Raw genomic sequence first — 22,612 nt, forward strand, 5'->3', positions numbered from 1 at the left:
CGTGGGATGCCTGCGAGAGATTCTTGAGCAGTTCAGAAAATCAGGTCCTGGACAGCGCTAGTTGAGCCAGTGACAAACGGAGAACCCGAGACCGTTGGAGGCGACGGGGGAACGGCGCGAGGGTAACCGACCAGAGGTGGGAGTCGAGCGCTCGTCGTTCGGGTTGTGCGCGTCGCGTCCCGATACACCAGACGATGGCGAGCCCCAGCAAGGCGCCGACGAGGCAAAGCACAGAACCGCTGAGGGGCTCTCCCGCGTCGCCGGGCTCCCATGTGCCGACATGTGTCACATGGGCCTCAGGATCGGCCAGTGTCCCAGCCAGCTTCGCGACAGCCGTGGGGTTGCCGGCGCCACTGAGCTCTCCATGGACAGTGGATGCAATTCCGAACGAAAGGAGGACACTCACCGAGAGAGTGATAACGAGCCTCATTATCACTCGGTTCCGGCTCCGGGGCATGTGCTGCCAGGAAGGGAGTTTCGGGACCATTCCCACCAGACTATCTGTGCGAGACTCTTGAAACGGGCGCTACGGGCCTAAGAGCAAGAGGCACGACGAATCCCAATCGAGGGCATGTCTCGAATGCTCACCTGTGATGGATGGATCGATGATGTCGTTTGCCCAGCCTGAGACGAAATCGAACATTGTCGGATGATTCGCTCCCTGTTGGACAGCATCCGACGAGAAGCCCGTGCGCAGTAGTTCGTGAGTTCGAGATCGATCGTCGAAGACGGCAACCGGGGAACCCTTGCGCCCTTCCGCCTCAGCCGTGTGGGTACGCCTCGCCGATCGCGTCCGCTGCGTAGAGAGCATCTCGGTCGCCATGGATGAGCTCGGCGACGTTCAGCTTCGATCGGTTGTTAGCGAACGACCCCGACCTTGCCGCGTAGCCGGTTCGCTCCGCGAGCTCGTCGACGCTCAGCGGGTCGGGGAACACCTTGAGTAGCGCGCCCAGCATCGCCGTCTGAGCCTTCGGAAGGCGACTCAACCACCAGTCGACCAGGTCGCGTCCTGTCGGCAACGGCTCATAGCCGCCGTTCGCCTCGAGAGCGTCGTGACCAGCGGATGTGATGCTGATCGCTTGCCCGCCGCCTTCGATGTACCCGCGCGTGCGCAGCCCGGACAGGCTGTTCGCGAACGATCCGGACTTGTGCGCATAGCCAGTGAAGAGCCCGATTTGACGCTGCGAGAGCGTGCCGTGCGTGGCCAGAGCGCTGGCGATAGCCTTCTGCATCTTCGTGAGCTTCTGATCGTCGCCGGCGGGTGGCGTAGGCGACGCCTTGGAGGTTGTCTGCCGGAGCGGAACCGGTGAGGTCCGCTTGTGCGCGGCAGGCGTCCGTCGAGTGACGACTCGCGCGGCGACGGCCTCACCGCGCGATGGAGTCGGTGCGGAGTCGATGGCCGATCGGAGGCGCTGAACCAGCGCCTCACCCGAGGTCATCATGTCCTTCAGCTCTCGGATGAGTCCGCCCGACTCGTTCACCACCAGGTGCTCGAACCGAGAGATCATCGCCTCGAAGTCCCTCCGCTCGGCGTCGGTGATCACCGGCACGGGGATCTCGACGGGGACCTGCTCCGGAGCGGCGACTGCGGACTTCGCGGTGAGCTGCCGCTGCAGTTCCGTGATCTGTCGACGCAACGCCTTCGGATCGTCCGCCTTCGCCCGCTCGATCGTCGACGCCATCTCCGTTTCGATGGCCCGCAGGTCGATGTCAGCGAGGGTCGCCGGAGGCCGCGGCGATTCACCCACCTTCGGTGTCGTTCCGGCATCGTAGGTACGACGCTCCCGGAACCGGAACTTCACCGGCTCCCCACGCTCGGGCTGCCACAACCAGCACTCGCCTGTCGCGAGCGAGGGGAGGCTGTCGATGATCGTGGACGACTCGCTGTGCGTCTCGATCCACGCCCGGACGGCTGCCCGGTCCTGCGGAGAGACGGTGCGCAGCATGAATAGGTTGTCGACCTGGGTGAGCACGTTCTTGTTCAGGGATGCGCTGCGCTGTGACAGCATCGTGACGCCGATGCCTTTGAACCGTCCGAGCTTCACGAGGCGCTCGAAAGCGCCGACCATCGGTGCGTCGCCCGCATCGACGCGCTGCGGGATGACCTCGTGCGCTTCCTCGATGAGCAGATGCATCGGTTCGCGTTCGGGGCGCCGGTACAGGCGTCCGACGAAGGCGGTCAGGAACTTCCGACGCTCGGCGGTCGAGAACTCTGAGACGTCGAGCACCGCGCTCAGGTTCTTGCCGCGCAGCAGATCAGCGAGATACTCGCCGCTGTCCGGCTCCAGCGGCAGGTCACCGTGGAGGCCGCCGAACACCGGGACGGGGAGGCCGCCCCCGGGAGTCCCGTCGGCGCCGGATCGGACGCCCCAGTGATCGCCTTTCGGGTCGATCGAGACGGCAGGCACGCCGACGCCGTAGATCTCCTCGAAAAGGACGATCCCGGCGGTCGTCTTCCCGGATCCCTTCTTCCCGAGGAGCGCATTCGATTCCGTCACGAGGTCGAGGGGGAGCTGCACTCCGCCCAGGTCGAGCGCCCGTGACGCCCGGGCATCGTTCCTGCGCTGCTTCGCGCGGTTCTGAGTCATCGGTCTCCCCTTCGTCGAGTGAGAGTGGGATCCGCGGGCATCATCCCACGGCGGTACATCGGGGGCGCGGGCGGCGTATGCGTGACGCTGGTCGGCGAGGCACACCAGATGGCCAGGAGCGCGTCGGGAAGACCCGCGGAGTAGAAGCCGCCGTAGAAGGTGCGATCGGAGATCACGAATCCTCGATCCTCGAGCTCTGCCCGGTGGATCACCGTCTTGTGGTCGTCATCCATGCCGAGCACGTCGGTGGTCTCCGGATTCGGGACGCTGACGATGACTGCCGGTGCCGTTCGCTGCAGCTCGTCGACGAGTCGCCACGGATCACGCAAATGCTCGATGATCTCCAGCGCGACGGCAAAGTCCACGGAACGCGGCGAGGTCCAGGTCTCCAGGTCTGTTCCGTCGACGCCGAAGTCGACGGGGATGTACCGCCCTCGCCACCGGCCGTCCGTGCGCAGCACCGCATCAAGCTCCGTCCAGCCAGCCCCGATATCGAGGACGGTCTGATTGTGGTTGAGGCCGAGCTCCTGCATGGCGTCGAGCGCAGCGCGATACCGCTCCGCACGCCACTCGAATCGACCTGTCCGCTCAGCCATGTACGAGTCAGCGAGAGCGATGCGGACATCCCGGCTGTCGTCGCGGAAGTGACGGCGCCGAGTCGTGCGGCGCAGCGACGCCTGCTCGGCTGCAACGGGAACGAGAGATGTCATGCCCGCCACATACCCGGTGCCTCCCGTTCGGGGAAGGACCGGGTATGTGGCGGGCATGAAGTTCACAATCGGATTCCTCGCCGGCGGCGCCATCGTCGCTGCCTGGCTGAGGTGGTGGCGGCCCCTCGCCATCGCCTGGTGGGCGCAAGGGCACTGAGGCCGCGTGCGTACTCGTCGACGACCGCCGTCGGCGAATGCGGATATCATCGTGGGCGCCAGAGGGGAGGCGTGCATGAACACGAACGGCAAGCCCGTGACCATCGCTGACCGTCACGCTGCTGAGGCCTTGGCGGAGCAGATTCTTGACCCACGCCGGCTCTTCCCTCTCGTTGTCGTGACAACGCCAGCGGGACGCACCGATCCGTACGTGCCGGCCGCCGAGCTCATCGACGCCATCAGCCACCGGGCCGACGTGGTCGCCGTCACTCAGCAGGCGTCGAACTGGCTCTCCACACGGCTCGAGGAACTCGGACGGTCAGACCTGAACGTGTACGGGGGAGCGACCCGCCTGTACCCGACAGGACCGCTGGATGCAGACTTGGCCCCGATCTTCACCGCCCGCACGGAGGCCGATGGCATTCGGGTCGTCGCCAACGTCTCGAACCGAGTCGGTGGCACTTTCACCACCTCGACTCCGGAGCCCGAAGCGGTGCCCGCACCCACGCCGCAACTCACGGAGAACGACGCGGAGATAGCCCGGCTGAGACTGCAGGCGGAAGGCCTTGCGATGGAGCTCACCGCGGCGCGCCAGCAAATCGAAGGACTCAGCAAGGAGCTGAGCACGGCCCGGCAGCTCGCGTCGAAGACCCGAAAGCAGCAGCGCACCGCGGATCTCCCGATGAGGCTCGGCCGCTACTTCCTCGACACGTGCGAGGACATGCACTACCGAATCACCACGACGTGGGCAGAGCAGATCCCCGCAGAGCAGAAGGTCGAGCTTCCCCTCGCGTCGTTCACCTTCTCGGAGAGCTTCGCAGCATCTGTCGAAGAGGTCGCGGGCGCTGATCCGGCGCTGCGCGACAAAATCGCGCGGGCTTGTGTGCGAGTGCTGACTCGGCAAGATCGAGACGCACACCGACTGGGTCCGGAGCGCGGGGACGGCGCCTCCGCGTGGCGTTCGTACGTCGAGCAGAAGGCCGCGTCGGCGCGGCGCCTTCACTACTGGGCGATGCCCGGCGGGGCAATCGAACTTGCCCGCGTGGTCCTCCACGACGACTACCGAATCTGAGTCTCGGGGTCCCCGGGCAGGCGCAGTTGCGCTCACCTTTTACTCACCGAAAACCCCCTCAACCCACGCGAAATAACCCGAATCATGTCGATCCAACACGAAACAACGCGTATCGTGGGCTGAGGTCAACTCACGTGTTCAGCTCCATAAAACTATGGGCTGATCGGGAGTTTTCCGGTCACTATTCGTTCAGGATGTGGCGCTGTCCGGCGGGGCCGGAGCATGCGGTACAGTAACGGCAGGTTCTTGGTTCGAGTCCAAGCCGGGGAGCCAACGAGAGAAGCCCCCTCCACGGAGGGGGCTTCTCTCGTTTTCCCGTGCATAGAACGGGCGCCGTCGAGCAGGCGCCGTCGAAGAGCCGACGTCGATCAGCCGAGGGACGAGAAGAGCCCCTTCATCGGAAGGGGCTCTTCTCGTCCGAGGAGGTCGGATCAGCCGACGCCCTCCATCGCGCTCGTCTCGGTGTTGCCGATGCGGGCGATGACGTCGGGCCGACGGCGGGCCAGGTAGGCGTACCGGGTGAGGGCCAGGGCGACCGTCACGAGGAACACGTAGGGGATCACGTTGTAGGGGAAGACCGGTACCGGCCAGACGTTCGCGAAGAAGACGTAGGCCATGGTGACGACGGCGACCGTCGCGCAGACCTTCACGAGTCCATTGCGCATCTTCGCGCGCTGCGTGTAGACGACACAGGCGATCGCGACGAGTGCGTAGGCGACCATGTAGCCGTAGGTGCCCCAGGTGTTCACCCAGACGAGGATCTCGCCGGTCGCCGCGCCCGAGAGCAGCAGCACGATGTCCACTGCCACGGCTGCAGCGCCGGCGATGATCAGGACGCGGTGAGGCGTCAGATGCTGCTCGTGGGTGCGTCCGAATCGTTCGGCGACGACGCCCTCCTTGCCCATCACGTACACGATGCGACCGATCACGTTGAGCGGAGCGACGACCACGGCGAAGAACGACGCGGAGACACCGAACGTGAGCACGGCCGCGAACCAGCCGGGCATCCCGATCAGTGCGGACATGCTCTCCAGGGGACTGGACGAGGTGGCGAGGTCGTCACCGAGTACCGTGATCTGGGTGTAGGCGGCGAACACGTACAGCACCCCCACACCGAGGGCGCTCCACATGATCGCGCGGGGGATGGCCTTGTACGGCTCCTTGGCCTCGCGACCGAGCGCGTCGGCGGAGGAGAAGCCGACGAAACCGAGGATGCCGAGGACCATGCCGGACGCGACCCCCTGGAACGACGATCCGGAAGCGAGCACCTGCGCGGGGTCCCACGCGGCGGGGCCGGCCCACACGAGCGCGGCGACCAGGAGAACGAGGATGATTCCCACCGAGACGAGCTCCAGCACGAGCGAGACCCGGGCGGACAGGCGGATCCCGCGGATCGTGAACAGCGTCGCCAGGCCGCCGAGGACGACGGCGAGGCCGATGTCCCACCCGAGGCCCTGGGCGGGGAGGCCCAGCATGGTGAGGAACTGCGCCATGTAGCTGACGGAGCCGCTGAGCGAAGCCGCAGCGATGCCGAAGCAGCCGATCAGCAGTGTGACGCCGGCGAGGAATGCGCCGAACGGACCGAGCCCCTTGGAGACATAGGTGTAGAGCGATCCCGCAGAGGCGTGCTTGCGGGCGAACACGACAACGCAGTAGCCGACGCACAGGATGACGATGGTCGCGAGTGCGAAGGCGTAGATGGTGCCGTTGCCGGCACCGAGGAAGATGGCCGCAGCGGTGAACGCGATGACGGCGCTGGGGGCGATGTTCGCGATGGCCTGGGCGGCGAGTTCCGGTCCGCTCATGACGCCGGTGCGAAGACCGGCATCGGTGGGCGTGCCGGGTGGGGCGACGACGGTGTCTGACATGGTTCTCCTGGATTCGGGTTTCCGGGGATGGGGTGGAGGCTGCGGGTGGCGTGCGGTCAGGGGATGAGAAGCGTGCGGAGCGCGGAGCCGGTCTCGAGATCGTCGAGCGCCGCAGCGGCCTCGGCGAGCGGACGTCGACCGGAGATGAGCGGATCGATCTTGAGCTGGCCGTCCATGTAGCGGTCCACCAGCGCCGGGACATCGATCGAGGGACGCACGGAGCCGTAGTTCGATCCCAGGATGCGCTGGTCGGCCTCGGCGAGGACGAGGGGTTCGAACGAGGCACGGGCTCCCGTGGGAGGGAGGCCGACGATCACGGCGGCACCGCCGAGGCCGAGCATCTGGATCGACTGCTCGGTCGTCGATGTGCGGCCGATCGCGTCGAACGCGTAGTCCACGCCGTCCGGAATGAGTTCGCGCAGCTGGGCGACGGGGTCGCCCAGCGAGGCATCGATGCGATCCGTCGCGCCGAACTGCAGCGCCATCTGCGTCTTCTCCGGACGCACGTCGATCGCGATGATGCGTTCGGCGCCGGCCAGGCGCGCGCCCTGCACGACATTGAGGCCGACGCCGCCGCAGCCGATCACGACGACGGTGGAACCGGGCTCGACCGCCGCCGTGTTGAGAACGGCGCCGACGCCCGTGGCCACCGCGCAGCCGACGACGGCGATGACATCGAGCGGCGCATCGTCACGGACCTTGACGGCCCCCGAGGCGGGAACGACGACCTCCTCCGCGAACGAGGAGACTCCGAGATAGTGGTGCAGCGGTTCGCCGTCGAGGCTGAGGCGCGAGGTGCCGTCGAACAGCACGCCGAGGGGAGCGACCACGGTCGCGACCTTCTGGCAGCGGGCCTCGTGGCCGGCGCGACAGTAGCGGCACTCACCGCACGGCGGCACCCAGCTCAGGACGACGTGATCGCCGACGGCCAGTGTGGTGACACCTTCACCGAGTTCGGTCACGATACCGGAACCCTCGTGTCCCATGACCAGGGGAGCGGCCGCATCCCATTCGCCGCGCTTGACGTGGAGGTCGGAGTGGCACACGCCGGCAGCGGCGATGCGTACTCGAACCTCACCTGCACGCGGCGGGGCGAGGTCGACGTCGACGAACTCGATCGGGGACTGCGGATCGCGGAAGACAACAGCTTTCATGACATCCTTCGGGTGGAGGGGGCTGCCGACGATGCTAGGAGAGTGCGGGACCGCAGGCATCCGACAAATATGTGGATTGCAGAGAACGTTTTCACACTTTGTATGATCAGGAGGTGGCTCGTGATGTCGCCTCCGTGGCGCGATACCTCCAAGGGGAGCTGCTGCACGGGCGCGTTCCGAGTTCGCGACATGTGAATTCCGTCGTCGCGCTCGAAGTGTTCGGCGCCCCGACCGACAGTCTCTTCACCACTCTCGTCACCGTCGACGCTTGGCAACTGGACCGGCTCGCCGACGATGCGGAGCGGGTCGCCCTGCTCCGGGACGTGGTCGTCGTGACGGATGCGGACACGCCCTCTTTCCGACGTCTGCTCGAGGACGGAGGCATCACGGCGATCGTCGGGGCAGGAACGTCGGGCGAGCTGCTGACGCCGATGCTGACGGCCCTGCTCGCCGTCGACCAGGCAGCCGAGGCCCGAGCGATCACCTCGGCGATGCGGGTGCTGACCCTGGCCGCACGCCGCAGCGGCATCACGGGGGTCATCGCCGAGCTCGCGCATCGGATCGACGGATGGGCGGTGCTCCTCGACCGCCACGGGGAGGTGATCACGACGGCGGGAGCGGGAAGCCTGCACATCGACGACGCCGTGGCGGTCGCCGTGGGGCGCCCGGTTCGCGTGCGCCATCGCGCGCTCCAGGTGCATCCGGTCGGCCCGGGGCAGGACATCACCGCTCAACTCGTCACCGCACCCCGCAACGACAGCTCGGGTCGGGGGAGGGAGCTCAGCTCGCAGGCCGCGGCACTGCTCGATCTTCTGATGCGCACGCGGGACAGCAGCCACCTCGAGCGTCTCGGCCGATCCATGATGCTGGAGACCGTGCTCGAGGGAGGGGAGGAGGCGACGCGTCTCCTGCGTCGCTGGGGCGTGCACGAACGAAGCCTGGTGGGATTCGTCCTGACCTCGCGCACCAGTGGCGTGGACGTGGAGCATCTGCTGGCGCTGTGGCTGGATGAGCTCGGGGCGGAGCATGTCTTCGCCGCGCAGCGTGGTCTGATCCGCGGCGTCGTGCGCGAGGAACATGCGGAGGAGATCGCGCATCGGGCGCGGTCCTTCGCCTCGACGCTCTATCTCGGGCTCGGTCGGCCCGCCACGACGGATGCGCTCGCCCGCAGTGTCGATGAAGCCCGTCAAGCCTGCGAGACGGCTCGCGCGGGAGGGGAGCGCGTCGTCCGCTACGCGTCGATCCCGACGGTGTCGTTCGTGCTCGGGCAGTTGGATGCGGACCAGACGCAGAGGATCGCGCGGCTTCTCGATCCGCTGAGGGCCGCCGAGCAGCGGAGCGAGCTCATCGAGACCCTGCGCGTGTTCCTCGCCACGAACGGCGCCTGGGGCGAGAGCGCCACGCGGTTGCGGATTCACCGGCAGACTCTGGCAGCGCGCATCCGACGGATCGAAGACCTGATCGGGCTGTCATTCGCCGATCCCGATGATCGGGTGGCCGCCTGGCTCGCGATACGTGCCTCTGACGACTGATGCGCGCGTGCACGAAGGAGGGCCCCGCCGATTGGCGAGACCCTCCTTGATGGCTGTCGGTCAGCGTGCGGCGCCGGCCAGCGATCCGGTGGTCTGTCCGGCCGGATCGAAGATGATGCACTGGATCACGCGGTCGTTGTTCTGCTCCCAGGAGTCCTTGGTGGGAACGAGCGTGGTGACGTCGAGGGCCGAGTCCTGGTAGGCCACACCGACGAAGGTCGTGTAGGCATCGCCGATGCACTCCTGCGTCGCCGCGTCGACGTCGGAGTCGGAGAACTCGCCGTCGGGCATGGTGATCTCGTAGTACACCTCCTGGTCGTGCGGGTCGGTGCACGGGAGGACGTTGGCGTCCGTGAGCATGCCGGAGCCGGTGTCGAGCATGCAGTCGCCCAGCTTCACCGAGAAGACGCCGACGTTCGCGCTCTCCGTGACCTGGCCGGTCTCCTCATCGCGGTTGGCGTCGCCGGAGCCGCTGCCGAGAAGGCTGTTGAGAGCACTGCAGCCGCTCAGGGCGACTGAGAGTGCCACTGCGGATCCTGCGAGCATCAGAGCGCGTCGCGTGCGCATCTTCATCATGATTGGTTCCCCTCCGAAGCGTGATGTGGAGGCATGCGAAAAGCCCCCGCCGCGAACACGCTAGCCGTTCGCGAGTCTGTGATGCAACTTCGAGGAGCCTGTGGTTCGGCTGAGAGCGGTTCAGCCTTCGAGGTCGTCGACGCCGGGCATCCAGCTCGATCCCGGGCGGCCCCAACCGCGCTTGCGGGCGACCTTCTGGGCTGTCTTCCAATCGCCGTCGGAGAGGCGATCGACGTAGAGGATGCCGTCGAGATGATCGAACTCATGCTGCATGATGCGTGCGCGCCAGCCGTCGACGTCGATCGAGACCGGCTGGCCTTCCAGGTCGGTCGCCGTCACGTAGACCCGCTCCGACCGCCGCAGCGGGAACCGCTCGCCCGGGAAGGAGAGGCAGCCTTCGGACTCGAGGTCGGGGTCCGGGTCGCCGGGCTCGAGGGGCACCATCCAGAGCACGGGGTTGATGAGAACGCCACGCCAGGGCTGGTCGTCGTCATCGACGTACGCGTAGGTGTAGATCCGCAGGGGAACGCCCACCTGCGGAGCGGCGAGGCCGACTCCAGGCGCCGTGTCCATGGTCTCGAACATGTCGGCCACGAGGGTGCGGATGTCCTCCGTGATCTCGTCGACGGGGGAAGCAGGGGAGTGCAGGACGGGGTCGCCCATGATGCGAATCGGAAGTACAGCCACGTCACAACCCTAGTCGGCGGCAGTCGGCAGGTAGGGTCGTACTGTGAATGCCGGGGTATGGATGAACGCGGTCGAGGATGTCGGCGATCAGCTCGTCGGCGCCTTCCAGAACCCGGGCCTTCTGCTCGGAATCCCCCTCGCTCTCGCCGGTGCCGTCTTCATGTCGCTCGGAGCGCAGTACCAGCACCGCGGGGTCGAGAAGGTCGAGCGTCTCAGCGGTGCCAACGGCGCGTCGGGCTTGAGCTTCGATCAGCTCAAACGGCTTCTCACCCGCCCATCATGGCTCATCGGCACACTCATGCTCGGGCTCGCCGTGATCTGCCAGCTCGCCGCGCTCGTGAAGGCACCGCTCATCGTGGTGCAGCCGCTGGGCGCCATCGCGCTCGTCATCACCACTCTGCTCAACGCCCGCGTCTCCGGTCATACGCCCACCAAGCAGTCGCTCACCGCGATCGTGGCCTGTGTGGGCGGCATCTTCCTGTTCGTCTTCTTCGCGGCGATCTACGCGACCGAGCAGGACGTCACCGATCGCGAGCTGTTCGTGATCCTGGCCCTCCTCCTGGTCGTGATCATCGTGCTCGGCGCGTGCTGGCTCATCCTGCGCCATCGCATGCGGGCGCTCTTCTACGTGATCGGCGCCGGCATCCTCTACGGATTCGTCGCCACGCTCGCGAAGGTGGTCATCAAGCGCATCGAAGCCGGTCAGTTCGAGTGGATCACCGGCATCTGCGTGCTCGCGCTCGTCTCGGCAGCCGCGGTCGGTGCGTACTTCGTGCAGACGGCGTACAGCTCAGGTCCACCCGACCTCGTGATCGCCGGGCTCACGGTCGTCGACCCTCTCGTCGCGGTGCTCATCGGCATGGTCGTGCTGGGCGAGGCCGCTGCGGCACCGTGGTGGGTGCTCGTGATCTTCGCGGTCGCCGGAGCCATCGCCGTGTGGGGGGTGGTCGGCCTGGCCCGCTACCATCCTCAGGTGCTCAGCGACAGCCAGGACTTGGGCATCCAACGCGGCAGCACCCCGGGTGGCAGCACCCCGGGTGGAGCTGGGCAGGGCGGGACGGAGGGCGCAGCATCATCGAGTTCCTCCTCCACGGCTGCGCCTGAGCGCTCGAGCGGGTCGGTGAGCCCGGAGACTCCGCCGCCGTACGACGGCTCCGCTGACCGGCCCTAGCGCCGATCCGCTCGTCCGTGGAGGTGTGCCGGTCGCCCGTGGCGATACGGACTCAGTACGCCTGATCGATCAGGTCGACCGACACCTCGGCGGCCGCAGCCTCGTCCACGAAGAACACCGTGCGCTTGCGCCCCTTGGCCCCGGCAGCGGGCACGCTCGTGTAGCTCGCTCCCGCGAGAGCGAGCCCCAGGGCTGATGCCTTGTCCGCACCCGTCAGCACGAGCCACACGCGCTTCGACGAGTTGAGCACGGGGCGGGTCAGCGTGACGCGCTCGGGCGGCGGCTTCGGTGAGTCGCGGACGGCGAGGACGGCCGCATCCGTCACCGTGACCTCTTCCCGATCGGGGAAGAGCGACGCGATGTGGCCGTCGGGACCGACGCCGAGGAAGCACACGGCGAACGAGGGCCAGGCATGCTCCTCGGTGCCGAACCGCGCGAGTTCGGCGGCGTAGGCCGCCGCGGATTCGTCCAATGTCAGACCGCTGTCTGGCCCCGCGACCTCATGCACGTTCTCGACGGGCACCGGGATGTGATCGAGGAGGGCCTGTCGCGACTGCAGCGAGTTGCGGTCGACGTCGTCGCGCGGCACGAACCTCTCGTCACCCCACCAGAAATGCACGAGTGACCAGTCGATCTCCGTCGCCCGCGGGTGCTCGGACGCCGCACGCAGCACCGCTCCACCCATCGAACCGCCGGTGAGGGCGATGTGTGCGATCCGACCGTTGCGGGTGCGCGCGCGCACCCGCGTGAGGAATCGGTCGGCCACACGGGTGGCGAGGGCGGCGGGCGTGGCTTCCACCACGACCCGCTTCTCGGCGGACGATGTCGTCATCGACGTCACTCTCCTGTCTCGGGCGGACCCAACTTCTCCCAGCCCTCGGTGATGACTCGACCGTACAGGACGTCGGGGTCGAGTCGACGCAGCTCCTCCGCCAGGCACTCGCGAAGAGTGCGTCGTGGCAGGTGCAGATCGTGGTTCGGCTGCCCGGGCTGCGTGAGCACGGCCACGCCGGGAGTGGGACGCTCCAGGAGGATGTCCCCGGACTCGCGCGTCAGGCGCACCGATTTGATACCCTCCGCCCAGTGCTCGGGGTCTTCGTACGACCAGCGCACCGGAACGTCGAGCGCCATCTGCAGCCAGGCGGCCAGCAGAGCGGTCGACGGCGATGCCGCGGCTCCGCGCACCTCGACGCCGGTGATCGGCTCGTACGGCGGCTGGTCGAGCACGGCCGCGAGCTGTTCGCGCCAGTGGGTCAGACGGGTCCACGCCAGATCGGTGTCGCCAGGGGCGTGGGTCTCGCCGAGGAGGGCGAGCCGGTCGCGGACGTCGGTCGCCGTCGCGGCATCGGTGATGCGGCGCTGGGCGATCTTGCCGAGGGGTGACTGGGCGGGTGCCACGGGGGCGGCTTCGGGCCACCAGGCGACCACGGGAGCATCCGGAAGCAGGAGTCCGGTGATCAGGCTCTCCTCGTTGCTGGCGGCGTCCCCGAAGGCGCGGAGGACCACGACCTCGCTGGCGCCGGCGTCTCCGCCGACGCGGATCTGCGCGTCGAGACGAGAGTCGCCCTCGCCCGTCGTGATCACGATCACGCGCATCGGGTGCTCTCGTGAGGCGTCGTTCGCCGCATCGATCGCCGCTTCGGCGACGCCGTTGCGTGCGGCGATCACAAGGGTGAGCACACGCCCGAGGGCAACGGCGCCGCCCTCTTCGCGCACCTTGACCAGCTGCTTCGCGACCTGGCTGACGGTGGTGTCGGGAAGGTCGATGATCACGGGCGTCTCCAGACTCGTCCATCGCGGGCCAGCAGGTCGTCGGCGGATGCCGGTCCCCACGAGCCGGGCGCGTACTGCTCGACCGGACCGCCCTCGGCTGCCCAGTACTTCTCCACGGGGTCGAGGATCTTCCAGGAGAGCTCGACCTCCTCGTGCCGCGGGAACAGCGGCGGATCGCCCAGGAGGACGTCGAGGATCAGGCGTTCGTAGGCCTCGGGGCTCGCCTCGGTGAAGGCGTGGCCGTATCCGAAGTCCATGGTCACGTCGCGCACGTTCGTGCCGTTGCCCGGCACCTTGGAGCCGAAGCGGATCGTCACGCCCTCATCCGGCTGCACGCGGATGACCAGAGCGTTCTGTCCGAGCTCCGAGGCGTTGCCGCGCCCGAAGAGGTGCTGCGGTGCGCGCTTGAAGACGACGGCGATCTCGGTCACGCGCCGTCCGAGGCGCTTGCCCGTGCGCAGATAGAACGGCACGTCCGCCCAGCGGCGCGTATCGATCTCGAGCTTGATCGCGGCATACGTCTCCGTGGTCGACTCGGGGTTCATCCCCTCCTCTTCCAGGAAACCGGTGACCTTCTCGCCGCCCTGCCACCCACCCGCGTACTGACCGCGCGCGGTCGCGAGGGAGAGGTCGTCCGGAACGTGGACTGCGGCGAGGACCTTCTCCTTCTCGGCGCGCAGGTGCTCCGCCGAGAGACTGATCGGCTCTTCCATCGCGGTGAGGGCCAGCAGCTGCAGAAGGTGATTCTGGATCACGTCGCGTGCCGCGCCGATGCCGTCGTAGTAGCCCGCGCGTCCACCCACACCGATGTCCTCGGCCATGGTGATCTGCACGTGGTCGACGTAGTTGCGGTTCCAGATCGGCTCGTACAGCTCGTTCGCGAAGCGCAGCGCCAGGATGTTCTGGACCGTCTCCTTGCCGAGGTAGTGATCGATGCGGAAGATCGAGTCGGCCGGGAAGGCCACCTCGAGCGCGGCGTTGAGTGCGCGCGCCGATTCGAGGTCGTGCCCGAAGGGCTTCTCGATCACGACACGGCGCCAGCGCTCGTCGTCGTCGCTGTTCTCGCCGACGAGGCCGGAGTCCTTCAGCTGCTTGGCGACCAGCGGGAAGTCCTTGGGCGGGATCGACAGGTAGAACGCATGGTTGCCCATCGTCCCGCGTTCGACATCGAGCTTCTCGATGGTCTCGCGGAGCTTGCGGAACGAGTCCGGATTGTCGAACTCACCCGAGACGAACCGGATGCCCTGCAGCAGCTGGGTCCACGTCTCCTCACGGAACGGCGTGCGAGCGTGCTCCTTGACCGCATCGTAGACGACCTGCGCGAAGTCCTGGTCCTCCCAGTCTCGGCGGGCGAATCCGACCAGGGCGAACCCGGGAGGGAGAAGGCCGCGGTTCGCGAGGTCGTAGACCGCGGGCATCAGCTTCTTGCGTGACAGGTCTCCGGTGACGCCGAAGATCACCAGGGCGCTGGGCCCGGCGATCCTGTTGAGACGGCGGTCATCGGGGTCACGCAGCGGGTTGTGCCCGCGCGAGATGGGAACAGACATCGGTGGGGGATTCTCCTGCTGTTACTTCTGTGCGGCTTCGAAGAGGGCGAGCACGTCGTCGGAGGACTCCGTGATCGTCAGCGTGACGACGGGGCGGCCGTGCTCGGCGAGCACAGCAGCGTCACCGGCGGCCTGGGCCTGGATGAGCTGCCCGAAGGTGAAGGGACGGTCCGGGATCTCGAGGTCGACCTCGGTGCGCTCCAGGATCTGCAGGAACACGCCCTGCGCGGGGCCGCCCTTGTGATACTGGCCGGTCGAGTGCAGGAACCGCGGCCCCCATCCGAACGTGGTGGGTCTTCCGGAGTCTGCCGCGACCAGCTCGCGCAGGCCCTGGAGCTGCGGCACCTCGAGACGGTTGACGTAGGCCTGGATCGACACGTAGCCGTCTGCCGGAAGCTGGGCCCAGAGAGCATCGAGCACGCCCTCGACGTTGCCGGACACGGCGAGAGCCGGATCCGACACGCGGACCTCGACGCCGTTCTCGACGAATGCGGGAGCGGTCGGCTCCGGACGCGCGTCGAGGAGGCCGCGAGCAGCGACCTTGGCCGACTCGACGTCGGGCTGGTCGAACGGGTTGATGTGCAGCAGATGTCCGGCGATCGCCGTGGCGTACTCCCACACGATCAGCTGGGCGCCCAGCGTTCCGCTGACGAGGATCTCGCCCTCGTGACGCTCGTGCAGGTGGAACTCGTTGGCGTCATCGACCAGTCGGACGATCTGCAGGTCGGCGGGCACGGGATCGAGCTCGGGGGAGACCGGGAGCAGGACGACCGGGAGGATGCCCGTGCCCTCCTTGCCGGTGGATTCGGCGATGAGCTGCTCGATCCAGTCCGGGAGACCCTTGATGTGCGTGCCGTCGGTGATCAGCCCGAGCTTGTCGCGGCGGGGGTTCGTCGCGGCGATCGCCGCGCCCAGGCGCAGGGCGGGATTCTCGGCCGAGTCGACGGCGACCTCGAGCAGCGAGGCCTCGGCCTCGTTCAGCAGCTCATCGATGTCGACTCCCGCGAGCCCGGACGGCACCAGGCCGAAGGCGGTGAGCGCCGAGTAGCGTCCGCCGACGTTCGGGTCCGCGTTGAAGACGCGGTAACCCGCCTCGCGAGCCGAGGCGTCGAGCGGTGAGCCGGGATCGGTGACGACCACGATGCGCTCGACGGGGTCGATGCCGAGGTCGCGGAACGCCGCCTCGAACGTGCGCCGCTGCGAGTCGGTCTCGACCGTGGAGCCGGACTTCGACGAGACGACGAGCACGGTGTCGGCGAGGCCCTCGTCGAGAGCGGCGAGCACCTGTCCCGGAGCCGTGGAGTCGAGGATCGTGAGGGGGACGCCCGCGGTCTGCGCGATGACCTCGGGCGCGAGCGACGAACCGCCCATGCCCGCCAGCACGACGCGGGTGACGCCCTTGGCCTCGAGATCGGCGCGCAGGGCGACGATCTCGGCGACGAGCGGACGGGAGACCGAGACGGCCTCCACCCATCCGAGGCGCACGGAGGCCTCGGCTTCGGCCGAGGGGCCCCAGAGAGTCGCGTCTCCGCCGGTGATGCGCGAGGCGATCAGATCATGGACGAGGCTGGGTACCGTCTCATCGATCGCGGCGCGGGGCGCGCCGGATGCGTGGATCGAGAACGTCATCGCTGCGACTCCAGTCCTTCGGCGACCTGCGTCAGCAGATCGTGCCACGAGTCGATGAACTTCGATACACCCTCGTCTTCCAGCACCTGGGTGACATCGGCGAAGTCGATGCCGACCTCGGCGAGCCCGGCGAACACGGCGCGGGCCTCTTCGTAGCCACCGGTGATGGTGTCGCCCGTGACGACACCGTGGTCGAACGTGGCCTCGAGCGTCTTCTCGGGCATCGTGTTGACGACACCCTGGGCGACGAGCTCGGTGACGTAGAGCGTGTCGGGCAGGGCCGGGTCCTTGACGCCGGTGGACGCCCACAGCGGACGCTGCAGGTTCGCGCCCGCGTCGAGGAGAGCCGTGGCACGCTCGCCGGCGAACGTCTTCTCGAACAACTCGTAGGCGAGGCGTGCGTTGGCGAGCCCAGCCTTGCTCTTGAGGGCCTCTGCGGCCTCCGTGCCGATCGCGGTGAGGCGCTTGTCGGTCTCGGTGTCGACGCGCGACACGAAGAACGAGGCGACGGAGTGGATCGTCGACAGATCGATGCCCGCGGCCTTGGCGGTCTCGAGGCCGGTCAGGTATGCCTCGATGACCTCGGCGTAGCGCTCCAGGCTGAAGATCAGCGTGACGTTGACGCTGATGCCCGCCCCGATCGCCTCGGCGATGGCGGGGAGACCGGCCTTGGTCGCCGGGATCTTGACGAGCAGGTTCGGGCGGTCGACCTTGGACCACAGCTCCTTGGCCTGTGCCACGGTGCCGGCGGTGTCATGCGCCAGGTCGGGGGAGACCTCGATGGAGACGCGGCCGTCGACGTGGTTCGATGCCTCCCAGACGGGGCGGAACACGTCGAGGGCGGCAGCGACGTCCTGGGTGGTCGCGGCGAAGACCGCTTCCTCCGCAGTGGCGCCGGAGGCGGCGAGCTCGGTGACCTGAGCGTCGTACGACGTGTCGTTCTTGTCGGTGATCGCGTTCGCGAAGATCGTCGGGTTGGTCGTCACGCCCACGACGTTGCGCGACGAGATCAGGTCGGCGAGGTTACCCGAGGAGATGCGCGTGCGGGAGAGGTCGTCGAGCCAGATGCTGACGCCGGCGGCGGCGAGCTGTGCGGTGGGGGTGCTCATGCGTTCTCCTTGGTGCTGTTGGCCGCGATGGTCTCGCGGGCGGCCGCGATGACGGCCTCGGTGGTGATGCCGAACTTCTCGAAGAGGGTCTTGTAGTCGGCGGAGGCGCCGAAGTGGTCGATGCCGACCGAACGGCCGCGGTCGCCGACGATGCCGCGCCAGCTGAGCACGGATCCCGCCTCGACCGAGACACGGGCGGTGACGGAGGCGGGAAGCACGCTCTCGCGGTACTCCGCATCCTGCTCGTCGAACCACTCCAACGACGGAGCGGAGACGACCCGCACGTTCACGCCTTCCGCAGCGAGTGCCTCGCGGGCGTTCACCGCGAGCTGCACCTCCGAGCCGGTGGCCACGATGATGACGTCCGGGGTGCCGTTGGGGGCCTCGGCGAGGACGTAGGCGCCCTTGGCGGCGTTGTCGGCCGACGCGAAGGTGTCGCCGGAGGCTGCGCCCTCGCCGCGTTCGAACACCGGGATGTTCTGGCGAGTCAGGGCGATGCCGGCGGGTCCTTCGTGGCGGCGGAGGATCTCCAGCCACGTCGCTGCCGTCTCGTTCGCGTCCGCGGGGCGCACGACCGTGAAGTTCGGGATCGCGCGGAGCGTCGCGAGCTGCTCGACGGGCTGGTGGGTCGGACCGTCTTCGCCGAGGGCGACCGAGTCGTGGGTCCAGACGAAGATGCTGGGCACGTTCATGAGCGCCGCGAGACGCACGGGCGGGCGCATGTAGTCGCTGAAGATCAGGAAGGTCCCGCCGAAGGCGCGCGTCGGGCCGTGGAGCACGATGCCGTTGATGATCGCGCCCATGGCGTGCTCGCGGATGCCGAAGTGGAGCACTCGACCGTAGGGGTTGCCCGACCACTCGTGGGTCGACCACTCCGCCGGGATGAACGAGGGCACGCCCTTGATCGTGGTGAGGTTCGACTCGGCGAGGTCGGCCGAACCGCCCCACAGCTCGGGGAGCTCGGCAGCGAGGGCGTTGATGACCTGGCCGGACGCGGCACGGGTCGACACCTCCTTGCCGGCTTCGAAGACGGGCAGCGCGCTCGTGATGTCGCCGGGCAGCTCGTGCGCCTCCAGGCGGTCGAGCAGGGCCTTCTTCTCGGGGTTCGCGGCGGCCCAGGCATCGAAAGACTCCTGCCAGGCGCCACGGACGTCGGCGGCGCGAGCTGCAAGTCCACGGGTGTGTGCGAGCACGTCATCAGCGACCACGAAGTTCTGCTCGGGGTCGAAGCCGAGCACCTTCTTGGTCGCGGCGAGCTCGTCGGCGCCGAGAGCGGAGCCGTGGATCTTGCCCGAGTTCTGCTTGCCAGGCGACGGCCAGCCGATGATGGTCTTGAGGATGATCAACGACGGCTTCGAGGTCTCGCCCTTGGCGGCTTCGATCGCAGCAAACAGCTCGGCGACGTCTTCGACGTATTCGCCGGTCTTCTTCCAGTCCACGACCTGCACCTGCCAGCCGTAGGACTCGTAGCGCTTCGCGACGTCTTCGGTGAAGGCGACGTTCGTGTCGTCCTCGATGGAGATCTGGTTGGAGTCGTAGATCGCGATCAGGTTGCCGAGCTGCTGGTGGCCCGCGAGCGAGGAGGCCTCGCTGGTCACGCCCTCCTGCAGGTCGCCGTCACCGGCGATCACGTACACGAAGTGGTCGAAGGGGCTCGTGCCGGCCGCAGCCTCGGGGTCGAAGAGACCGCGCTCGTAGCGGGCGGCGTACGCGAAGCCCACGGCGGAAGCGAGGCCCTGACCGAGCGGGCCGGTGGTGATCTCCACGCCCTTGGTGTGGCCGTACTCCGGGTGGCCCGGCGTCAGTGAGCCCCAGGTGCGCAGCGCCTTGAGGTCGTCCAGTTCGAGACCGAAGCCGCCGAGGTACAGCTCGACGTACTGGGTGAGGGAGGAGTGTCCGGCCGAAAGGATGAACCGGTCGCGACCGAGCCAGTCGACATCGGTCGGGTCGTGACGCAGCACCCGCTGGTAGAGGAGATACGCGGCCGGAGCGAGGCTCATGGCTGTGCCGGGGTGACCATTACCGACCTTCTCCACGGCATCGGCCGCCAGGATTCGAGCGGTGTCCACCGCGCGTCGATCGATCTCATCCCACTGCAATTCCGACACGTTCATGCCCTTTCCGACAGTTTCGAGGGCGCCCGTATTCCCTGGCGCATCCGCATCATCACGGAGAAGTGTGCACATCGCCGGGCGCGCGAGTGTTTTCAGCATAGCGGTGACGTGCCTTGCGCTACGCGGGCCCGCGAGCCGGAACACGTCATCCCGTGTCATACACTGGAGAGGTTGTCCGGTCACACGTGCGGAGGAGGCGATCGAGATCTCGACGATGTCTGATCAGACCGTGAGGAAGTCGTCCATCGGTCGCACGGTGAAGGCCTACGTCACGCTGACCAAGCCGCGTGTCCTCGAGCTGCTGCTCGTGTCGACGGTGCCGGTGATGTTCCTGGCGCAGGGCGGACTCCCGAACCTGTGGCTCGTGCTGGCCACCGTCATCGGCGGCTCGTTGAGCGCCGGTTCCGCGGCGTCCTTCAACATGTACCTCGACCGCGACATCGATGCGCACATGCACCGCACCGAGAACCGCCCGCTGGTGACCGGCGAGGTCAGCCCGCGCGGCGCCCTGATCTTCTCGTGGACACTCGCCGTCGCCTCGACCGTCTGGCTCCTCGTCACGACGAACTGGCTCACGGCGGCCCTCTCGGCGACGGCCATCTTCTTCTACGTCGTGATCTACACGATGATCCTCAAGCGCCGCACCGAGCAGAACATCATCTGGGGCGGGATCGCCGGTTGCTTCCCGGTGCTCATCGGATGGTCCGCGGTCACCGGTTCGCTCGACTGGCCGGCGTTCATCCTGTTCCTCCTCGTCTTCCTGTGGACGCCGCCGCACTACTGGCCGCTGTCGATGAAGTACAAGGACGACTACGAAGACGTCGACGTTCCGATGCTGGGCGTCACGCGCAACGCCTCGCAGGTCGGCCTCCAGGTCATCCTCTACGCGTGGGCCACCGTCGCCTGCTCGCTTCTCCTCATCCCGATCGCGAACATGGGGCTGGTGTACACCGTGTCTGCGACGGTGTTCGGCGGATGGTTCATCTACGAGTCGCACCGCCTCTACAACCGTGCGGTCCACGGAACCGAACCGCGTCCGATGCGCGTCTTCCACGCGTCGATCACTTACCTCACGCTGATCTTCGTGGCGGTTGCGGTCGACCCGCTGCTGCCGTTCTGACCCGGGTTACGTCTGAGACGACGGAGCGGCGCCGAGGAATTCCTCGGCGCCGCTCCGTCGTCATCCGTTCCGACGATCAGCGGGTGATCGGCGGAGTGCTGTCCGGCTCGGCGTCGGTCGCGGGCGCGCCGTTCGTGGCCGCGTCATTCGTGGCGGTGTCGTTCGTGGCCGTGTCGTTCGTGGCCGCGGTCTCGGGAACGGCGTCGGTCGCCACGTCCTCGGACACAGGAGTGGCGTCGGTCGACGGCGTGGTGCCGACCGAAGGGGCGACCGCGACAGGGGCGGGCGTCTCGTCGGTCTCGACGGTCCAGTCGATCGCTTCGACGACGGCCGGGGCGGGCGTGGGGACGAGTGAACGTGCAGCGACGAGTCCGAGGGTCAGCAGGATGCCGACGATTCCGGCTGCGAGCACGCCGGCACCCACCACGACGAGCGACTGACCGACGTATACCTCGACGCCGGTGGCGGTGCCATCGAGCAGCGTGGTCGTCATCGTGCCGATCTGACCGGAGATCAGCCAGGCGCCGACCGCCGTCGTGGCGAGGGACACGACCAGGAGGAGCCAGAATCCGATGCTTCGTGTGAGTGACTTGTTCATGCGGACCATCATCGCCGACATCCTGATGAGTCGACGATGCGCCGCCTGTGGATCGCCTGTGCGGGGTCAGTCCGCGGCTGCGGCCGTGCGCTTGAGGTGCAGCACGACCACGGTGTAGGTCGCGGCGGAGAGCGAGGCCAAGACCATGTGGATGCCGACGAGGAGAGGCGGGAGGCCCTCTCTGGCCTGCCAGACGCCGACGCCGACCTGCACGAGGATCGCGAGGACGAGGACGAGCAGCCACCGGCGCGGCTCGAGTCGCAGCACCCACGCCGCGACCGTGAGGAACAGCACTAGCGCCGCCAGGATGTAGCCCGGCCACGAGTGCACGTGTGCCAGCACGGTCGCGTCGAACCCGTGACGCAGCACATCGGCGTCGCCCGAGTGCGGGCCGGAACCGGTGGTCAGCACGCCGAAGACGATCGTGACGGCCAGAGCCAGGCCGGTCACGTGCGTGACGACGGCGAACCAGGAGGGCACCGCACGCTCGCGCGGTCCGGGGGAGGTCTTCAACCGCACGAGGAAGGCCGCGGTGATGCACACGAGCAGCAGCGACGAGGTGTAGTGGAAGCCCACGATGAACGGGTTGAGTCCGGTGAGGACCGTGATGCCGCCGACGAGCGCCTGCGCGACCACGCCGATCAGCGTGAGCCAGGCGAGCAGGACGAGGTCCCGTCTCGCGGGAGTCGTGCGCACGGATCGGACAGCCGCGGCGATGACCGCGATGAGCAGGACACCGGAGGCGATCGGGAAGGCGGGGATGTGGAACGGAGCGGCGATGGCGTAGGCGACACCCGCGGCGACGAGGCCGCCGGCCGCGAACCAGAGCGCGTTGACGAGGCCGCGCTTCCCGCTGAACAGACGCAGCACCAGCAGCACCACGACCAGCGCGATGATCCCGACCACGCCGGTCATCAGACGGTTGCCGAACTCGATGATCCCGTGGATGCCCTGCACCTCGAGGATCGGCACCAGTGAGTCCGGCGTGCACAGGGGCCAGTCCGAGCATCCCAGGCCCGATCCGGTGAGACGGACGGCGCCGCCGGTGCCGATGATGATGGTCTCGCTGATGAACGACAACCACGCGAAGACCGTCAACGCGCGCCCCCAGGACGAGGAACGGGCGGGGACCGCCGGCGTCGTCGAGCTGGTGGGGATCATCGTCTCGGGCATAAGTCCTCCGGACCGCACGGGACGCGGCGGGCATG

General features: G+C 67.7%; 18 protein-coding genes. 4 read left to right on the forward strand and 14 right to left on the reverse strand.

Going from position 1 to position 22,612, the window contains the following annotated elements; genetic code table 11:
• Nucleotides 1–761: 761 nt before the first annotated feature.
• Complete coding sequence (locus MicroSTF_RS01410) at nt 762–2,588, reverse strand: ATP-binding protein (protein ID WP_259977647.1); 1,827 nt, start codon at nt 2,586–2,588, stop codon at nt 762–764.
• On the reverse strand, nt 2,585–3,298 hold the full coding sequence (locus MicroSTF_RS01415) for a hypothetical protein (RefSeq protein ID WP_259977646.1): 714 nt from the start codon (nt 3,296–3,298) through the stop codon (nt 2,585–2,587). The genes MicroSTF_RS01410 and MicroSTF_RS01415 overlap by 4 nt, the downstream gene beginning before the upstream one ends.
• Nucleotides 3,299–3,632: 334 nt before the next feature.
• Between MicroSTF_RS01415 and MicroSTF_RS01420 the strand changes: the two genes are divergently transcribed.
• Entirely contained in the window at nt 3,633–4,526 is an 894-nt protein-coding gene (locus MicroSTF_RS01420) for a hypothetical protein (RefSeq protein WP_322953062.1), read from the forward strand.
• 431 nt (nt 4,527–4,957) lie between these two features.
• On the opposite strand, the gene MicroSTF_RS01425 is transcribed toward MicroSTF_RS01420, so the two are convergent.
• Together MicroSTF_RS01425 and MicroSTF_RS01430 are read right to left on the reverse strand one after the other, a co-directional pair.
• Entirely contained in the window at nt 4,958–6,394 is a 1,437-nt protein-coding gene (locus MicroSTF_RS01425) for an APC family permease (RefSeq protein WP_322953064.1), read from the reverse strand.
• 56 nt (nt 6,395–6,450) lie between these two features.
• Nucleotides 6,451–7,548: a Zn-dependent alcohol dehydrogenase gene (locus MicroSTF_RS01430; protein ID WP_322953065.1), complete on the reverse strand. Its 1,098-nt coding sequence runs from the start codon at nt 7,546–7,548 to the stop codon at nt 6,451–6,453.
• Nucleotides 7,549–7,661: 113 nt separating this feature from the next.
• On the opposite strand from MicroSTF_RS01430, the gene MicroSTF_RS01435 reads away from it, so the two are divergent.
• Nucleotides 7,662–9,080: a PucR family transcriptional regulator gene (locus MicroSTF_RS01435; RefSeq protein ID WP_136024290.1), complete on the forward strand. Its 1,419-nt coding sequence runs from the start codon at nt 7,662–7,664 to the stop codon at nt 9,078–9,080.
• A 60-nt stretch (nt 9,081–9,140) separates the two neighbouring features.
• Here the strand turns inward: MicroSTF_RS01435 and MicroSTF_RS01440 are convergent, their stop codons facing one another.
• Complete coding sequence (locus MicroSTF_RS01440; protein WP_231479813.1) at nt 9,141–9,608, reverse strand: septum formation family protein; 468 nt, start codon at nt 9,606–9,608, stop codon at nt 9,141–9,143.
• A gap of 168 nt (nt 9,609–9,776) precedes the next feature.
• The gene (def, locus tag MicroSTF_RS01445) at nt 9,777–10,343 is read right to left on the reverse strand and encodes a peptide deformylase (protein WP_322953068.1); all 567 of its coding nucleotides are present in this window, start codon (nt 10,341–10,343) and stop codon (nt 9,777–9,779) included.
• A 61-nt stretch (nt 10,344–10,404) separates the two neighbouring features.
• Here def and MicroSTF_RS01450 point away from each other — a divergent pair, with 61 nt between their 5' ends.
• Entirely contained in the window at nt 10,405–11,514 is a 1,110-nt protein-coding gene (locus MicroSTF_RS01450) for a DMT family transporter (RefSeq protein WP_021200769.1), read from the forward strand.
• A gap of 52 nt (nt 11,515–11,566) precedes the next feature.
• Here the strand turns inward: MicroSTF_RS01450 and pgl are convergent, their stop codons facing one another.
• The 6 genes from pgl to tkt are packed head-to-tail and all read right to left on the reverse strand — an operon-like array spanning nt 11,567 to nt 19,680.
• Nucleotides 11,567–12,346 carry a 6-phosphogluconolactonase gene (pgl, locus tag MicroSTF_RS01455; protein WP_029260233.1) on the reverse strand — a complete coding sequence of 260 codons (780 nt, stop codon included), beginning with the start codon at nt 12,344–12,346 and terminating at the stop codon, nt 11,567–11,569.
• 5 nt (nt 12,347–12,351) lie between these two features.
• The gene (locus MicroSTF_RS01460) at nt 12,352–13,287 is read right to left on the reverse strand and encodes a glucose-6-phosphate dehydrogenase assembly protein OpcA (protein WP_029260234.1); all 936 of its coding nucleotides are present in this window, start codon (nt 13,285–13,287) and stop codon (nt 12,352–12,354) included.
• A complete protein-coding gene (gene zwf, locus MicroSTF_RS01465; protein ID WP_021200766.1) occupies nt 13,284–14,834 on the reverse strand; it encodes a glucose-6-phosphate dehydrogenase in 1,551 nt (516 codons plus the stop codon). Before zwf ends, MicroSTF_RS01460 begins: the two co-directional genes overlap by 4 nt.
• 21 nt (nt 14,835–14,855) lie before the next feature.
• Entirely contained in the window at nt 14,856–16,463 is a 1,608-nt protein-coding gene (locus tag MicroSTF_RS01470) for a glucose-6-phosphate isomerase (protein WP_029265026.1), read from the reverse strand.
• Entirely contained in the window at nt 16,460–17,572 is a 1,113-nt protein-coding gene (gene tal / locus MicroSTF_RS01475) for a transaldolase (RefSeq protein WP_167253984.1), read from the reverse strand. Before tal ends, MicroSTF_RS01470 begins: the two co-directional genes overlap by 4 nt.
• A complete protein-coding gene (gene tkt, locus MicroSTF_RS01480; RefSeq protein WP_322953073.1) occupies nt 17,569–19,680 on the reverse strand; it encodes a transketolase in 2,112 nt (703 codons plus the stop codon). Before tkt ends, tal begins: the two co-directional genes overlap by 4 nt.
• 220 nt (nt 19,681–19,900) lie before the next feature.
• On the opposite strand from tkt, the gene MicroSTF_RS01485 reads away from it, so the two are divergent.
• The gene (locus MicroSTF_RS01485; RefSeq protein ID WP_021200762.1) at nt 19,901–20,806 is read left to right on the forward strand and encodes a heme o synthase; all 906 of its coding nucleotides are present in this window, start codon (nt 19,901–19,903) and stop codon (nt 20,804–20,806) included.
• A gap of 76 nt (nt 20,807–20,882) precedes the next feature.
• Here the strand turns inward: MicroSTF_RS01485 and MicroSTF_RS01490 are convergent, their stop codons facing one another.
• Both MicroSTF_RS01490 and MicroSTF_RS01495 read right to left on the reverse strand, forming a co-directional pair.
• Nucleotides 20,883–21,404 carry a hypothetical protein gene (locus MicroSTF_RS01490; protein WP_322953076.1) on the reverse strand — a complete coding sequence of 174 codons (522 nt, stop codon included), beginning with the start codon at nt 21,402–21,404 and terminating at the stop codon, nt 20,883–20,885.
• A 66-nt stretch (nt 21,405–21,470) separates the two neighbouring features.
• A complete protein-coding gene (locus MicroSTF_RS01495; RefSeq protein ID WP_322953078.1) occupies nt 21,471–22,577 on the reverse strand; it encodes a COX15/CtaA family protein in 1,107 nt (368 codons plus the stop codon).
• Nucleotides 22,578–22,612 lie beyond the last annotated feature (35 nt).

The organism is Microbacterium sp. STF-2, assembly GCF_034650155.1.
GTDB lineage: Bacteria > Actinomycetota > Actinomycetes > Actinomycetales > Microbacteriaceae > Microbacterium > Microbacterium maritypicum_A.

What these genes read in the sequence shown, in the direction of transcription:
- MicroSTF_RS01410 (WP_259977647.1), bottom strand. Translation starts at nt 2,588, where the DNA reads ATGACTCAGAACCGCGCGAAGCAGCGCAGGAACGATGCCCGGGCGTCA.
- MicroSTF_RS01415 (WP_259977646.1), bottom strand. Translation starts at nt 3,298, where the DNA reads ATGACATCTCTCGTTCCCGTTGCAGCCGAGCAGGCGTCGCTGCGCCGC.
- MicroSTF_RS01425 (WP_322953064.1), bottom strand. Translation starts at nt 6,394, where the DNA reads ATGTCAGACACCGTCGTCGCCCCACCCGGCACGCCCACCGATGCCGGT.
- MicroSTF_RS01430 (WP_322953065.1), bottom strand. Translation starts at nt 7,548, where the DNA reads ATGAAAGCTGTTGTCTTCCGCGATCCGCAGTCCCCGATCGAGTTCGTC.
- MicroSTF_RS01450 (WP_021200769.1), top strand. Translation starts at nt 10,405, where the DNA reads ATGAACGCGGTCGAGGATGTCGGCGATCAGCTCGTCGGCGCCTTCCAG.
- pgl (WP_029260233.1), bottom strand. Translation starts at nt 12,346, where the DNA reads ATGACGACATCGTCCGCCGAGAAGCGGGTCGTGGTGGAAGCCACGCCC.
- zwf (WP_021200766.1), bottom strand. Translation starts at nt 14,834, where the DNA reads ATGTCTGTTCCCATCTCGCGCGGGCACAACCCGCTGCGTGACCCCGAT.
- MicroSTF_RS01470 (WP_029265026.1), bottom strand. Translation starts at nt 16,463, where the DNA reads ATGACGTTCTCGATCCACGCATCCGGCGCGCCCCGCGCCGCGATCGAT.
- tal (WP_167253984.1), bottom strand. Translation starts at nt 17,572, where the DNA reads ATGAGCACCCCCACCGCACAGCTCGCCGCCGCCGGCGTCAGCATCTGG.
- MicroSTF_RS01485 (WP_021200762.1), top strand. Translation starts at nt 19,901, where the DNA reads ATGTCTGATCAGACCGTGAGGAAGTCGTCCATCGGTCGCACGGTGAAG.
- MicroSTF_RS01490 (WP_322953076.1), bottom strand. Translation starts at nt 21,404, where the DNA reads ATGAACAAGTCACTCACACGAAGCATCGGATTCTGGCTCCTCCTGGTC.
- MicroSTF_RS01495 (WP_322953078.1), bottom strand. Translation starts at nt 22,577, where the DNA reads ATGCCCGAGACGATGATCCCCACCAGCTCGACGACGCCGGCGGTCCCC.